Genomic DNA, 14,183 nt, shown 5'->3' on the forward strand with positions numbered 1-14,183 from the left:
GAGATCATAATAGATAATATTTGACTATAGTCGATAATATAACAGAAGTAGATGACAATATTGGTCTGATGTGATCAATAGCGAAAGGGGAAAATTAAAATGGAAATGATAATTAACGCGTTGTGCATTGTCTTGTTTCTCGCTTCAATAATTGTCTTTGGAATAGGGTTTAAGAAATTAGGATATATGTCTTCCGCCAGGTATAGACAGGCTGCTTTTAATCAAATTAAATTAGGCACAATTGGATATTCAATTACTTCAATTATCTTATCCATTCAAGTGAGTTTTTGGTTTGCGGTTCCCCTAATCGTTTTGATTTTGGCACTTTTGGGCTACGGATCTTTCGAAGCATGGAGGGAACGCAATGAGTAATGATAGAGCAACTGAAAATACACAAGATTCACAACACACTTCAGTGCATTTGGGGACTTGCACACATCTCTCTCACGATAGTCAAGATAAGGTGATAGGGAACAAAAAAGGCTTGTGGGTTGCCCTCCTTATTACCACTGGAATAGTAGGGTTGGAGTTTTGGGGGAGTTGGCTTACGAATTCATTGTCTTTACTGTCAGATGCTGGACATATGATAGGGGACTCAGTATCTCTTTTATTGAGTTTGATTGCGATATATATGAGTCAGCGAGCAACGAAGAGAATTCATGGATACACTCGATTTGAAATTGGAGCTTCTCTATTTAATGGTGTGACCTTGGTATTGCTTGCCTGCTGGGTTATATGGGAAGCGTACTTGCGATTAATAGACCCAAAACATATCCATGGCATTTTAATGGTTGGTATTGCGGCAATTGGCTTGATGGCAAATCTATTTAGTGCATGGTATATGTCTCGAACATCTGATGTCTCTACCAATTTGAATGTACGAAGTGCCTATCTACATGTTCTTATGGATGCTTGGAGTTCAGTAGGGGTGATTGTTTCAGGCATTTTCATTCACTATTTGAATTGGATGTGGATTGATCCTGTTATTAGTGCGATATTAGCTTTTTTAATTGCAAAAGGTGGGGTAAGAGTTGTGTACAATGTCTTTCAATTGATAGGTAAGAAAGAAGACGCTAAAGACATAGGAGGGAGTTGTAGACATTGCTAACTGTAAAGTATATTGGAACCATTGTCATTCTACTGTTGGTCATAGTTTTGTATTTGATAAAAGTGAAGAAAGAAGATCGTCATAAATACCGTTACATTTTATTTACTTCTATTGGATTTGGATTAATGGTGTTACCTGATGCAATCATTCAAGATAAAAGTGTATTGTCAATCATTTCAATGGTTGCCGCTATTTTCGTAGGAGTTGGGTTATTCCTCTACATTCGTGTAAGAAAAAGTGAAAAGAAGCAAAAAAAGCACTGAAACCAGTGCTTTTCTTTATGGAGAAGATCGATTTTGCTCAAGGTTCCCCTCGAACACTCGCTCTTCCAAACCGTTATTAGTGAAGTGATGCAAGTTTCCAAGCAGATCGAATTGAAAAACCGCCTCGTGGAAAGGCTTTTCTCGCAATCGCTGATATGTTGAGAAGAAAATATTTTTGAGTCCGATCAAATCTACCATTCTCAGGTCATTGTACATTTGGTCTTCCGTTTTCCCTACAACTAAGTAGACGATTTCCCGATTGAATCGGGATTTGAAATAACTATTATTTTTATCCATGTATGCTACTTTTGAGACAAGTGTTGTTGGTTCGAAAAAGTAGTCATCTACCAGGAACTCTTGGACACGTCCCTCGTCAATAAGGATTTTGTTATTTTCATTTAGTCGTCTCATATAGAGAGCATATTTTGTCCCTTGAAAAACAGGACGGACTTGTTCGCCATCTGAAACATGGAAACCATGTTTGTCTTCCAGAACTTTTTTAATTTTTGTTGTATATGGATCTTCCTCTTTACAAGCAGGGATCAAGCGATTGCTTAATAGAGATCGTAAATCCGCGCTGGTTCCGACATAGATTTCAAATTCGGAATCAAGAACATCCAGTAAACGTTCATAGATGGTGTACTTAATAAGATCAATTCGTTCTTTGATTCTTGATGTACCTTCCACAATAAACAAAACAACAATCCTTTTTTCCCGATAGGCGTACTCCCTTGAAGTTAGAAACTTTCGGTAGTTTTCCCATTTTTCATAGAGTTGTTTTTTACTCTCTGTAGCCATATCCATCTCCAAGAAGAAATCTGTGTCCAAGAGAGAGATCATTCCATCTGGGCGGATGTTAGTATACTGACTAACATGTTTCTCATCAAAATACTTATAATTGATATCTAATTTAAGTTGTTGAAAATCAATTACAAATTGATTGAGATGGATCTGGTGGTTAATGTTTTTAGGATAAATCTCAAGCTCAGAAGCTCGATAATACCCTCGCTTAACGACTTTTTTTTGAGCATCTAACACATTGGTAGGCAGTTCAAAGTAATGTCGAATGACTTCAACTCCCGATGGAGTTAAGAAATAAACCCGTTCACCGCCCAAGTATTCAACTTCTTTAATTAGTTCAAGAGATAGAAGCTCCTGAATTCGAGAAATTGTAAGGTCTTTAGATAGAGCCTCGTCAATAGGCGTCATTTGCTGAAAATGAAGCTGGTAAATCTGTTTTTCGTTTAAACAACGAAACTGGTAAATGGACATCAGCGTATCTACATCTCGTAGTGAAAGGGATCGCATGAGTTCATTGAGAGATTTTTTCATACCGTTTCCCTCCCTTAGTAATTTTGTTCTCTCATGAAGGTTAAAAGAAAATAGCCTCATCACATCGTATGTGAAAAGGCTATTTATTATAAGGTGAATTTCAAAATAGGCAAGAATAGGGTACTAACTATTGCCTAAATAAACGCTCGATAGGAACCTCTAAGTACGCAAAAAGAAACTTTCCAAGAGTTACATGAATAATTACGTTGTTCGATAATTTAGTGAAAAAGGACACTTTTCACTAAAGCATAGACAATAGTCTCAAAGTTAATTATGTTGCTTATATTTGAAGTCTGTTCTAATTGACTTTAGTCCATGTCTTTGCTATTATAGTCTCAGACGACCTAATTATCCAGTAATATCAAGGTTTTTTCATTTATACGTTGACTGAAAATGAATTCTAAGAATCACTTCGAAGATGTTTAAAGAAATAAGTATCGATAGCTTTTAGAATTTGACCTGTGGTTTGAAGTTCCATACGTTTTAATTGATATTCCAAATTCAACCCATTGTATTTTGATTCTACCATATCTGCAATTTTCTCGCATAATTCATAACGATTATTCGATTGAGTTTGCTCAATTGCAGTTTTAATGAGTTCCTTAGTGCGTCTTGTGAGTTTGTAATTCATAGTAGACATGATTTGATTCCTCCTTAGAAGTATTGTGATTCAAGTAAAAGTCCGACGCCAATCGAACTATATTTATCAATGACTATAGAACAATTATATCATTTTGTTGTCTATAGTCAATACCAATAAAGCGAATATTCCCTTTTAGTATTTGCCTTTTTAATAGCGATAAAGGCATACAGGGAAAATGAGTATGTAGTCAACGAGATCCGTCAATAATATAGTCAATGAGTTTGTGTACTTTTTGATGGAAGAAGAAATAAGAGGGGGTGAAACTGGAGGAATTAATTTTTATACAGATATAGATCATAAAAATTACATTGCATTTCTATGTGAATTTATCTACATAACGAACTATATTGAATAAATATTAATTAGTTAAATAGATGTCTTTAAAAATACTTATGGCGGGCAGAATTATTTAGTGGAGGATGATCAAGATGGCAGAGAATAGAAACAATGATAGAAAATTATATGACTGGGAAGTCAAAATGATCCAGAAGATAGAAGAATCTAATAATGATGAACATAAAGAAGTTCTTAGAACAATTTTAGCATTTGATGCTGATGGGTCCGACGCAATTACGGATGAACAGGTTGAAGAACTTACTAAGAAAATTGATAGTCTCACAGGTATTTTAAGCAGTGTTCGTAAGAGTCTGCATAGAAAACTAAAAATACTCGTTGAAGGCGATGGAAAACGATTAGCTAAATGGGAAGTTGACTTTATCAAAGAAGTAGAAGAATCTGAGAATGAAGAAGCAAAAGATTTGCTTAACAAAATGAATGCTGTGGAAGGTAATGAAACCGAAGAAAACGTAAATGACATTGAGCATGACATTGAATACGCGAAAATTTCAGATGAACTTCGTGGGAAATTTCAACGTAAAGCAAGGCTTTTGAGAAATAGGATAGAGCGTTCTATTTCAGAGAATTTTGGATCATTGATTAAACATTTGCGTGAAAGCAAAGGCTATTCATTGAAAGATATGCAAACAGCAACTGGAATTAGTTCTTCTTATATCAACCGTATTGAAAAGGGAGAAAGAAAAGCGCCAAGTATTCAAATCATCACAAAGTTGGCAGTAGCGCTGGATCAAGATGTAGCAGAATTGTTGAACGTAGCAAATAGTCAAGAACAAGTTGAATTGCAAACAGTAGAAGAGGTTCTTCTTGCTAATAACTTCATGGTTGGAGGCAAACGTGCTACAAAAGAAACGAGGGAAAGATTGGTTGACCTCATTTCTAAAATCACTAACAGTGATTGGGAAACAAATAAACATTTTGAAGCAATGGAAATTATGGAGGCTATTGATCGTTACAAAGAATCACTTGATAAAAAGAAATAATAGATATCAAACCGAACAACATACTTGAAGCATGTAGAGCTTATACTCTACATGCTTTTTTTATTTTTCCACTCCAAGTGCATATAATGAGAAATTCATGACAGTTGACAATATTCAATTGAGTGAGGAGTAAAACTTGATTGAACGACTAATTGATTGTTGAAGTAATACCTAAGTGAAATAATAACAAAAGAAAAAATGGTTTATAGTAGATGACATTATAAAGGGAGGTGTGAAACGTAATGCAAAAAGTGTTATTGGCGGTCGGCTTTCGTCAGCTCGAAGATTATCTTCAAAAAAAGCTTAAAAAAGAATTTTTGTTTGTAGGAGTAACAACATATCGTGAGCGTGTTATCCGAGCTATTGGTCAATCGACACCAGATATTATCGTGATTCGGGAAACGCTTCATGGAAACGAAAATATTCTCGATATCGTCTATGAAATTCGTGCAAAGTTCGATAACGTTCGAATCGTGTTTCTCGCTGGCAAACGTGAACCAGGAGACGCGTTGCTCGCCACGTTAGTTAACTATGGTGTTTATGACATTCTTTATGGCGAAAAAATTCCATCTGATGAAATCATTCGTTTACTGCGAAATCCTACTGAATATAAAGATGTACGACATTTGCAACCGAAACCCGTATTGGATGAACGGAAAAATAAAGTTCTGTTTGAATCACCCGATGTTCACACAGTGCAAAAAGAAGTGATTAAAGAGGTTGTAAGAGAGGTGTACATTGACAATGGTAAGGAAGAAGAAGTCCATGAACACAGCATAATGAGCCAATCAGAAGTTGACTCTGCCCCCGTCACTCCGTTAAAGGATGAATCCAAAGTCGTCATTGAAAAAGTGGTTGTAATAAAAGAAACTGCCCCAACAAAATCTATTGAAAATCCGATTATTAGAAAGCCAGAAGACCCAAGAGATAAAAGTGGAGGCATTTTAAACAAATGGTTTGGAGCAAAAGGGGAAGCTTCTCAATCTCAAGATCAACTAATAAACGGAGGAAAGCAAAAAATCCTTACATTTATGGGTTCTAAATCAGGGGTTGGAAATACATCTTTAGCACTAAATACAGCAGTTCAACTTGCGCAAAAGAAAAATCATGTGATCTACATTGAGCTGAATGAGCGAACACCAGCCGTTAATTATTGGTTTGAGTTGGGCATGCTTGACGATGGGATCGACAGTGCTTTAAAGGGATTGAAGGAAAGCAACTTTGAAAAGATCAAAAAAGCGATTGTTTGTTCGGCTACTCTGATGGAAAAAGACACCACATTGCAAAATAACTACAAGAAATTTCCTGAGTACTTGGACTTTATGTTTTTCTCAAATCGTTACCTGACAAGAAGAAAAGATGATCATGATGTAATCGATTTGTCTTTTACGAAAGAATTGTATTTCTATCTCTTATTCCAAATGGAGTACGACTATATTGTACTTGACGTATCTCCAGATTTAGAGAATGAAGCAACGATACATGCTCTGCAATATTCCAATAAAACAATCATCACTATTTCACAGGATGTCAGTGCAATTGGTAATGCCGTTTACATGTTAAATGAATTGAATAAATACGGTATTCAAGTCACTAAGAAAATGCAGTTTATTGTTAATCGATTTGAGAGAGCAGAGTTAGGTGTTAAGGAGATTGCTGATTGGATTCAGGTTGAGGATGTAATGACCGTTCCTTGTTTTAACAAAGAATTTATCAATGCAAACTTCATTGGACTACCGATCATCATTTATTCAAAAAATCCGCATGTAAAAAGTGCGTTTCAAAAATTAGAAAAGACTATTTTATAGGAGGTGCTTTCCGTTGAAAAAGAAAAGAACAATAATTCTCGGTTTACAGCTATGTTTGCTTGTTGTTACAGCCTTTAGTTTTATGACGTATACACAGAACGAAGTAAAGCCCGTTACTGCTTATGTATTTAATAAAGATTTAAAGGTAAATCAAAAAATCACTGCGGCGGATGTGAAAGAGGTGTCTGTCCCTCAGAGTGCAGTAACGCAAGATTTCTCCATGGATACAAAGGAATTCCTGGATAAATTTGTGGGAACCGATGTTTATGCTGGATCATTCATTTATGATAAGCAAATTAAGGAAGAGGGACAACTTGATCCATTTGAAAGCATGGATTTAACTAAATATCGGAAAATTTCTCTTCCGATTTCTTATGTAGAAGGGTTTGGCGGTAATGTGCAGCGTGGAGATTCGGTTGATCTTGTATTTACAGGAACGGGCAAAAAGAAAGATGAGAAGGGGGTCGAACAAAACTTCCAATACTCAAAAGCATTCCTGCAAGACATACTCATTTACAATGTAACGACTTCCGAAGGATATCAGTTCGTAGACCATTCTCAAGCAAACTTGAATGAAAAGTCCCAATCAGGTGAGCAAATTGATACCTCAGCAAGTTCGGATGAATTAGCAGTGGTAACACTCGCTGTAACACTTGATCAAGCCGAAGAGATTACAGCTCGTATGAATGCAGGGAAAATTCGATTGGTTTCTCGCTTCGATGAAAATGAATCTTATGAAACACTTGGTTTCGTTCTCGGAGAATATTCAAAAGTGTACTCAGCACCTGCAAATGCAGAAACAGGTAGAGCAACGATTAATCAAAAGCAATAAAATCAACCTAATGGGAGAAAAGGAGGTGTAGAGAAAACACGCTGTTTGCTTGAGTATTCACTTTTACATGTAGACAGCGTGTTTTCGTATCACTATGAAAAAGATCTTAGTAGCAAGTGGGCAACGCGAGATTGACCAAGCCATTAAAAAGTTTGAAAACTATGAGGTTGTTGATGCAGTTGAATATAAAAGAGAAATAATGGAAGCGATTGAGTTTCATCAACCTGAGATTTTGTTGATCGGAGAAGGGTTATCGGGTCAAGAATCATTGATGCAGATCATGTTGCAATTAGTGAAAAATTATCCAAATTTACGAATTGTTTACTTGGCTGGATATGTAGATATGCGCGATGAATCAAAAATAAGTGCGCTTGGCGTCTTGGTAATGGCTGGTATATACGATATTGTTCATGAGCAATCCATCACGCTTCAAACGATGCGAAATCTTTTGGATAATCCGAAAACAGAGGAACAAGTTGCCTATCTTACAAAGCGGATGAAAGATCATACAGCTAAGAATAAAAATCTCATTGAATTTGAAATTCCAGAAGATGAAACCAAACAAGATGAAGATATTTACAACAATCTATTTGTCGTCTCATCTATTAAACCAGGTACAGGTAAAAGCTTCTTATCAACAAATTTGGCTACAGCAATTGCAACTTATGGTGTAGAGATTAATGGTAGAAAACCGAAAGTGGCATTAATTGAAGCTGACCTTCAAAATCTCTCCGTTGGAACCTTGCTTCAAATTGAAGATGACAAGAAAAATCTGAAAGCGGTTATCGATAAGATTTCTACAATCATCAACGAGAATGGAAATCTCACAGGAGATATGAAACAAACAGAAGATGTCGATGCATTCATTAAAAGTTGTTTCAAACCCTATTATCGCGCAAAAAATCTTGAGGCATTGGTTGGTTCTCAGCTTACCTTTAGCCAAATCGAAGGGGTTAAGCCCTACCATTATGTGTACCTCATTGATAGCATCATCAAAGAATATGATGTCGTTATCATTGATAGCAACTCTTCTTTAACGCACGTCACAACGTATCCATTGCTTCATATGGCAAAAAGTTGTTATTACGTACTTAATCTTGATTTCAATAACGTTCGAAATAACGTTCGATACAAGGACATTTTGAAAGAAATTGGGATTATGGACAAGGTAAAGTACGTGCTTAATGAAGATATTGTGAAGGATAATACAGAATCGGTATCGATGGGGATGGATGTTGAAGATCTGATTTTTACAGCAGATCACTTGGATGACTCTGATTTCAAATTGGAAGCACGGGTTCCTATGTTGCCTAAAACTGTTTTCTTAAATCGTTTGTATGAAGGGACTCCAGTCGTCCTGGATAATAAAGGGTATACCTTGACAGCGAGATATGAATTGTTGAAAGTGGCAAATCAAATCTGGCCCATCAAAAATTTCAAGGAAATTGAGCAAGAGGTGGATAATAGCAAGGTGAAAAAGAAAAAGACAAAGTGGTTCAAATGATGTCTTACTTCCCCATATAGTTTTAAACATAACCAAAAGAAAGGATGGTGCTAATGGAGCAATCATTTCATTCATTCCGCAAAGACCTTGCAAAAATGAAAAATCTAAAGCAGGAAGGCGGAACGCTGTACGATTATGAAGAAGCTTTGGAGAAAGTCAGGGCAAAACTTGCCGAAAAGCTTGGAAGCATTTTGGAGAATCAAACCAATGAAGAAAAAAACGCACAAACAGTAAAAGACAAAGAAGCACTGAGGAATAAAATGGCGACATACAAAGGCTATATTAGTGATATCGTGTTTGCCGAAAATATTAGAGTGCGTAAATATGAAGAAAATAATATCCATGATTTTATCGATGAGATGGTACAAGAATTTGCTGGATATTCGATTCTTGCGCCTGCCTTTAATGATCCTGAAGTCTCAGATATTTTTGTTATACAGTGGGATCTCATCTTTGTCGAGAAAAATGGGAAAAACGTCAAATACCCGTACAAGTTTCGTAGTCCCAAGCATTTCAAAGATACACTTGAGCGTTTCTTGCGAGAAGCAGGAAAAGAAATCAATGACGGCGACCAAAAAATTGTAGACTTCGAATTGTATGGAGATCGCGGTTGTGCAACAGCACAAAAGGTTTCTCCGAAGGATTTTTCCTTAACAATACGGAAGCATGCCGAAGATCACATTACAAGGGATCAGATTGTTAATTGGGGCGTGTTAAACGAAAAAATGTCTGATTTACTCGGTATGTTGATCGCTGGGGAAAGTAATATCATCTACGCTGGACTAACAGGATCGGGTAAAACAACAACCATTCGTGCGATGCTTGATTATTACGTTACAAAGGCAAATAAACGTATGTTGGTTTGCGAGGATACACAAGAGTTGTTCCCTGAAAACGAGCATACGCTTCAACTTGTTTCTGTAAAAAGTGATGATTCTAAGCTTCGAGTTACACTTGGGCAATTAATTATTACTGCTCTACGTCTAAAACCTAAATACATTATCGTTGGTGAGGTGCGCGGGGAAGAAGCACAAGCCGCTGTAGAGGGTATGGAGACGGGTCACTCGACCATTTTCACGATGCACGGAGGAAATCCATGGAACATCATTAACCGCTTGGTAACAAAATATCTCATGGCAATGCCTTCTCTTGGAATTGATGTAGTAGAACGTATTATCGGAAGCTCATTGGACTATATCTGTATTCAAGATAACATTCCAGGGATTGGACGGAAATGTACGTCGATTTCAGAGGTAACATATAACTTCGAAACGAGACGTATCGAACTCAAAACCATTTGCCGTTACGATTTCAAGACAAAAGATTTTGTCTTTGAAGGAAAAATCTCCAGAGACAAAGCTGATACGATGATGAGACGTGGAATTACGTGGGAAGAGTTAGCTCCATGGATTGAAGATGAAGAAACGATGGCGGCGTAATCGGTGTTAAACCGAATACGCCCGTTTTTTTCTTTAAGAACATTGACTAAATGATATCATAATAAAAATGTTGATTATAAACGTTTTTAAAAAGCGTAAAATAACTCAAAAAAGGTAGGTGATTACATGCAGTTTCATTGGTTAATGTTTGGAATAACGATTGCTGTTTTTCTGATACCGCTGTTACTTAGTTTACGAGAAACAACCACATTGCAAAAAAGAAAAGAACAATCAAAGAATTTACTACGTGAAAACGTCTTAAAACAACGAATTGAGAAGATTGCTGAGGAAAAAGTTCGTTATTCTAAACGCTATGCAACAGAAACGCTCTGCTTACAGGCAGGGTTGCCAATGTCATATGCGGAGTACCTGATGATTTCTGGTGCATCTGCTATCGTTGTTGCAATCTTTGTCGGAATGATAATGAATAACCCCATTTTGGCGATTATTTTCCTTGTCGTTGGATACATGGTTCCTAAACAAGTGATTACCCTTCTCAAAAACAGACGCGTGGGATTAATGGAGAAGCAAATTGGATCGTTTATGCAAATGGCTATTAAACGTTACGAATCAACGCGTGACTTTGGTAAAGCCCTGGAACTATCAACGGTAGAGTTTAAAGGAGAAGAGCCTCTTTATACTGAGCTTCGAAAAACTGTGTTGGATATTAACTTGGGTAAGCCAGTGACAGAAGCAATGGATGGGCTTGCGAGACGAACAGGTAATAAGTACATGGGACGATTGTCTGATTACTATAAAATCGCATCCGCAATCGGTACAGACGAGATTCGCAAAAAACTATTAATGCAAGCATATCAACAATTCGAGGAAAATCGTGTCGCCAAACAGACAATGAAAAAAGAGCTTTCAACCGTTGTTCGTGAAGCTTATATCATGCTCGGATCGATCCCTATGTTTGCAGCTTATCAAATTATGACGAACGATAAATACATTGATTTTATGACGAATACATTCATGGGAAAAGTCGGGTCTGTTGTCATTATTTGCGTGTTTATGGGAGCGGTGTGGTTTGTAAATAACAAAATATCAGCTCCACTCGACGAATAGAAAGGAGGGAATTATCTTGCAATATATTTTTGCTGGGGTATTCCTCATCTTCCTTTTCTTCTTTACGAAAAACCTGTTGATGATGCTCTTTTCGATGGAGAACTATAATGTCCACCGAAAGCGATTGAAACAGTTAAAATTCCAAAAAAAGAAAGAGGATGCGGATATATCCGAAATCATTGATACCGTCACAAAGCCAGTTATTATGCATGTATTCTCTCGATATAAACCGAAGCGTCTTGATGAGATTGATGCGCAACTCAAAATGTCCAAATGGGATAAGCATTTTACCCCTATTCAATACCGTGCATTGAATTTATTGCTAAAAGCACTTGGTGTTATTGCATTTTTACTGTTAGCAAATGCGTCAATGACAATGGCATGTATTTGGGCTGTGGCACTGATCTTCGGTTTGGATTTTCTATTCAAAAATTCGATTAACAACCGAAAAGAGAAATTGATAGCTGACTTTCCAGACTTTATTCGTATTACAGAAGGCTATCTTTCTGCGAATGTACCTTTTTCTAAGGCAGTTTCGGAATCTATCAAATACGTGGGTGACGAGTGGAAGCCAATCCTTCAAAGATTTGTTATTGATTGTGAATTAAAAAACATCAATGAAGCATTGGAAGGTCTAAAGCGTGAAGTAGATATGTTTGAAGTTCGAGAATTCGTTGCACTTGTAAAATTGAATCTGGAGCAGGGTGGAGATGCAAAAGACAGCTTCTCTGCACAAGCAGATAAAATTCGTGAGATGCAGATGGATATGATTGCAATCAAGATCGGAAAGCGACAAACAATGGGTATCGTACTTCAAGGACCTTTATTGCTGTGTAATTTATTGGTGTTTGGATTGCCGACAGTAGGTTCTATGACAAGCTTTACATCTATGTAGGGGTTCGATTAGGGTCGATGATGATTAGACAATAGTCAATGAATAATATAAGGTCGATTCTCTTATAATCCTTAGTAGTCTGAAATAAGATAATTCATTAAGAAATTAAAAAAGGGGGTAGAAATTCATGAAAGAACTATTCAATCGTGCAAAATATGTTGTTGAGGGTGAAGATGGCGCTTCTAACGTGGAGATCATTGTTTGGATTTCTGTAGTATTGGTTATCGCAACTGCACTGTTCTTGTTCCGTGATGCTATTGCTGGTTTTATTGGTAAAGCAAAAGGACAAGTAGATGGTTTGAAAGTTAGCTAATCACAACATTGACGGAAATAAGCAAGGAGGGGGGATGGGTTCCATCTCCCCTTTCTTAAATTCTGTAGAAAGGGCGGTGTAAAAAATGAAACAACCTTCACTACGAGAACAATATAAAAAATTGACTCAACGGTTCCGCAAGGATAAAAAAGGGTCGTTAGCTATCGAGGTCGTTATTGGATGCTTTGTTTTCTTAATCGTTTTGTGTTTCTTAACAGATATCACATTGTTAGGATGGCGTTTCTCTGTTGTATCTCAAACGAATTCGTACATTGCACGTACTGTTGGATTACAAGGTGGAGCGTTATCTTCTGCACCAGATGGGTTTCCAGGTGGTGGAGGAGCTTATATTACGAAGAACCAACTAATGGCAAATATTGCGGCGAATTTCGAGAAAGCGGGAATTAAGAGTGATGAATATACGATAACGGTGAATGGGACAAATTTAAGCAGTGGAGTTGAAGCTGATTATCGTAAAGAGTTGAACATCGAAACAAAGGTGAAATACAAATGGGCGATGGTAAGCAATTTTATTCCAGGTGATATCGAGAACTGGATAAGTTCAAAACGATCAGTTACGTCTGAGTTTAAGTATCGCTACGATACGTGGGTAGGGGAATGATGAAGATGATACTATTCAAACAAGCGATTAAAAGTGCGAAGGGAAGTTTTAGTATTTTGTTTGTCATTCTCACATTCATTGGAGTTTTAATGGCAACAGCATTCGTAGATATATTAATCGAATCGTGGTCAATGCAAGAAGTTCAATCCATCATGGACACTGCCAGTGTATCAGCTTTGCGTATTGGGGTGGATGAAGCAAAATTGCGCGTTGGGGAGTTTAAAGTAAATGATAACGTTGTAAAACACGAATATGAAAAATTGGTTTCGATGCGATTTAATGATACGAAAAAGATAAAAAAGTTAAGTTTTTATCACACGGATGTTGATTTGTTTACGGAGAAGTGGGGGACAGGGATTACGAATAAAGCAAGACCACAAGCCTTGCTTGATAGTAGTGTGGTTATAGTGGTGGAAGGATCACCTATATTCGACTTGATCCCTGGAACAGCAGAAGTCTTTTATAACGCAAGAGCAAATTCGGATTTCGAAGTCACATATCTTGGAGAAACGAAAGATGGAAATATAGAATTGGCTATAAGGAGTGTGTCTCGAATTGTATATCGCTAATTATTTGGAGCAAGTGCAACAATCACTTGCTCATTTATATCAAAATCCATTAGTCGCTATTGTGTTTACAATATTTTTGGTTGTTGCGTCGGTTGTTGATGTGAAATCTCGTAAAATACCGAATGTATTCAATACAATATTTCTGTTAGCTCGCTTTGCTCTGATACCTTGGTTATCTTTTTCGATGTTTGACATCGTGGGTGCCATTGTTGCTTTTATTGCCTTGCTTATCCCAGCTATGGTTAAAATGCAGAAGATGGGCGGAGATATCAAAATGGCAGGGGTTATCGGGTTATATACCGGAGTATATTTAATTCCCGTTTTTATTGTACTTGCATGCATCTATTTTGCTCTGTATGTGGGTGCGAGTAAAAGGATGTTGCCGTTTGCTCCATTTTTCTTAGCGTCCAACTTGACATTGATGGCAATCTATTATGCCTTCCTATAAGA

Annotated in this window: 16 protein-coding genes; 14 read left to right on the forward strand and 2 right to left on the reverse strand. The window is 36.9% G+C overall.

Annotated elements, in window-relative coordinates; translation table 11 throughout:
* Window positions 1-99 precede the first annotated feature (99 nt).
* From ACFVS2_RS21900 to ACFVS2_RS21910, 3 genes are read left to right on the forward strand one after another with little or no spacing between them, the layout of a single operon-like run.
* Window positions 100-372: a hypothetical protein gene (locus ACFVS2_RS21900; protein ID WP_390237660.1), complete on the forward strand. Its 273-nt coding sequence runs from the start codon at window positions 100-102 to the stop codon at window positions 370-372.
* Window positions 365-1,108 (forward strand): cation diffusion facilitator family transporter, encoded by a 744-nt coding sequence (locus ACFVS2_RS21905; RefSeq protein ID WP_390237662.1) that lies wholly within the window; start codon window positions 365-367, stop codon window positions 1,106-1,108. The genes ACFVS2_RS21900 and ACFVS2_RS21905 overlap by 8 nt, the downstream gene beginning before the upstream one ends.
* On the forward strand, window positions 1,102-1,371 hold the full coding sequence (locus ACFVS2_RS21910; protein WP_390237664.1) for a hypothetical protein: 270 nt from the start codon (window positions 1,102-1,104) through the stop codon (window positions 1,369-1,371). The genes ACFVS2_RS21905 and ACFVS2_RS21910 overlap by 7 nt, the downstream gene beginning before the upstream one ends.
* Before the next feature lie 15 nt (window positions 1,372-1,386).
* On the opposite strand, the gene ACFVS2_RS21915 is transcribed toward ACFVS2_RS21910, so the two are convergent.
* Window positions 1,387-2,703 carry a replication-relaxation family protein gene (locus tag ACFVS2_RS21915; protein ID WP_390237667.1) on the reverse strand — a complete coding sequence of 439 codons (1,317 nt, stop codon included), beginning with the start codon at window positions 2,701-2,703 and terminating at the stop codon, window positions 1,387-1,389.
* A 400-nt stretch (window positions 2,704-3,103) separates the two neighbouring features.
* Entirely contained in the window at window positions 3,104-3,343 is a 240-nt protein-coding gene (locus ACFVS2_RS21920; protein WP_390237669.1) for a hypothetical protein, read from the reverse strand.
* 431 nt (window positions 3,344-3,774) lie between these two features.
* On the opposite strand from ACFVS2_RS21920, the gene ACFVS2_RS21925 reads away from it, so the two are divergent.
* The 11 genes from ACFVS2_RS21925 to ACFVS2_RS21975 all read left to right on the forward strand — a co-directional run bounded on the left by ACFVS2_RS21925 (window position 3,775) and on the right by ACFVS2_RS21975 (window position 14,181).
* Window positions 3,775-4,683 carry a helix-turn-helix domain-containing protein gene (locus ACFVS2_RS21925; protein ID WP_390237671.1) on the forward strand — a complete coding sequence of 303 codons (909 nt, stop codon included), beginning with the start codon at window positions 3,775-3,777 and terminating at the stop codon, window positions 4,681-4,683.
* Between the two features lie 242 nt (window positions 4,684-4,925).
* Window positions 4,926-6,491, forward strand: coding sequence for a CpaE/TadZ family protein (locus ACFVS2_RS21930; RefSeq protein ID WP_390237672.1), 1,566 nt, complete (start codon window positions 4,926-4,928; stop codon window positions 6,489-6,491).
* A gap of 13 nt (window positions 6,492-6,504) precedes the next feature.
* Window positions 6,505-7,323 (forward strand): Flp pilus assembly protein CpaB, encoded by an 819-nt coding sequence (gene cpaB / locus ACFVS2_RS21935; protein WP_390237675.1) that lies wholly within the window; start codon window positions 6,505-6,507, stop codon window positions 7,321-7,323.
* Between the two features lie 94 nt (window positions 7,324-7,417).
* On the forward strand, window positions 7,418-8,827 hold the full coding sequence (locus ACFVS2_RS21940; RefSeq protein WP_390237678.1) for a CpaE/TadZ family protein: 1,410 nt from the start codon (window positions 7,418-7,420) through the stop codon (window positions 8,825-8,827).
* 53 nt (window positions 8,828-8,880) lie between these two features.
* Window positions 8,881-10,266, forward strand: a complete 1,386-nt coding sequence (locus ACFVS2_RS21945) for a TadA family conjugal transfer-associated ATPase (protein ID WP_390237679.1) — start codon at window positions 8,881-8,883, stop codon at window positions 10,264-10,266.
* A gap of 126 nt (window positions 10,267-10,392) precedes the next feature.
* A complete protein-coding gene (locus ACFVS2_RS21950) occupies window positions 10,393-11,334 on the forward strand; it encodes a type II secretion system F family protein (RefSeq protein ID WP_390237682.1) in 942 nt (313 codons plus the stop codon).
* A gap of 16 nt (window positions 11,335-11,350) precedes the next feature.
* On the forward strand, window positions 11,351-12,229 hold the full coding sequence (locus ACFVS2_RS21955) for a type II secretion system F family protein (RefSeq protein ID WP_390237684.1): 879 nt from the start codon (window positions 11,351-11,353) through the stop codon (window positions 12,227-12,229).
* Window positions 12,230-12,356: 127 nt separating this feature from the next.
* A complete protein-coding gene (locus ACFVS2_RS21960) occupies window positions 12,357-12,542 on the forward strand; it encodes a hypothetical protein (protein WP_390237686.1) in 186 nt (61 codons plus the stop codon).
* A gap of 85 nt (window positions 12,543-12,627) precedes the next feature.
* Window positions 12,628-13,164: a TadE/TadG family type IV pilus assembly protein gene (locus tag ACFVS2_RS21965; protein WP_390237688.1), complete on the forward strand. Its 537-nt coding sequence runs from the start codon at window positions 12,628-12,630 to the stop codon at window positions 13,162-13,164.
* A gap of 5 nt (window positions 13,165-13,169) precedes the next feature.
* The gene (locus ACFVS2_RS21970; RefSeq protein WP_390237690.1) at window positions 13,170-13,733 is read left to right on the forward strand and encodes a hypothetical protein; all 564 of its coding nucleotides are present in this window, start codon (window positions 13,170-13,172) and stop codon (window positions 13,731-13,733) included.
* Entirely contained in the window at window positions 13,720-14,181 is a 462-nt protein-coding gene (locus tag ACFVS2_RS21975) for a prepilin peptidase (RefSeq protein WP_390237692.1), read from the forward strand. The genes ACFVS2_RS21970 and ACFVS2_RS21975 overlap by 14 nt, the downstream gene beginning before the upstream one ends.
* The last annotated feature ends 2 nt before the right edge of the window (window positions 14,182-14,183 follow it).

Origin of the sequence: Brevibacillus sp. NPDC058079, assembly GCF_042885155.1 — a bacterium.
Lineage (GTDB): Bacteria > Bacillota > Bacilli > Brevibacillales > Brevibacillaceae > Brevibacillus.